This window comes from Streptococcus sp. CF7_Ac1-12 (assembly GCF_024295905.1).
Taxonomy (GTDB): domain Bacteria; phylum Bacillota; class Bacilli; order Lactobacillales; family Streptococcaceae; genus Streptococcus; species Streptococcus mitis_AP.
In genome coordinates this window covers 1-935 of sequence record NZ_JANCPG010000035.1, presented here as the reverse complement: position 1 = coordinate 935, position 935 = coordinate 1, and the positions used below count along the sequence as shown (strand labels likewise).

The window sequence follows — 935 nt, the reverse complement described above, 5'->3', positions numbered from 1 at the left end:
TGGATTCTTATTAGGTTCGGTTACTGTTCCTGTACCTGGGACAGCTTTCTTAGGAAGTTTGTCATTTGGTACTTCACCTGAACCATTGTCGCCAATTGTCACTGTAATCGTAATTGGATTTCCATCTTTATCTTCACCTGGGATTTCTACCTTAGTTCCGGGTGGATATGTTGAGCCATCTGGTTTCTTCGGCGTTACAATCGCATCTCCATTTGGTTTCTGAGTAATTTCAATCTCAACTGGTTGTTCTGTTGTTGGAGCACCTGGGATTATCTTACTTGGTGTTTCTACATTAGGAACTTCCACTGCTGGTTTTCCTGGTTCTGTAATCTTACCTGTACCTGGAACTTTACCGTCTGGTAATTCACTGTTTGGTACTTTACCCTTACCGTCTTCACCGATTGTAACAGTGATTGGATTTCCATCTTTACCTGGGATTTCTACCTTAGTTCCTGGTGGGTATGTTGAGCCATCTGGTTTCTTCGGCGTTACTGTTACATCACCTGTCTTAGGATCTTGTTCAACATCCAATGTTGGTGACTTACGAGCTGGTGTTGTTACATCTACTGGTTGTGATGGGTTCTTATTAGGTTCTGTTACTGTTCCTGTACCTGGCAAGTCTCCTTTTGGAAGATTGTCATTTGGTACTTCACCTGATCCATTGTCACCAATTGTTACTGTGATTGTTGTTCCATCTTCTCCTGGAATTTCTACCTTAGTTCCTGGTGGATATGTTGAGCCATCTGGTTTCTTAGGCGTTACAATCGCATCTCCATTTGGTTTCTGAGTAATTTCAATCTTACCTGGTTGTTCTGTTGTTGGAGCACCTGGGATTATCTTACTTGGTGTTGTTACATTAGGAACTTCCACTGCTGGTTTTCCTGGTTCTGTAATCTTACCTGTTCCTGGAACTTTACCGTCTGGTAATTCGCTGT

1 pseudogene is annotated in these 935 nt (G+C 42.2%); it reads right to left on the bottom strand.

The window, feature by feature from the left end:
- Positions 1-935: pseudogene (locus tag NMM17_RS09545) on the bottom strand (hypothetical protein); the annotation flags it as partial.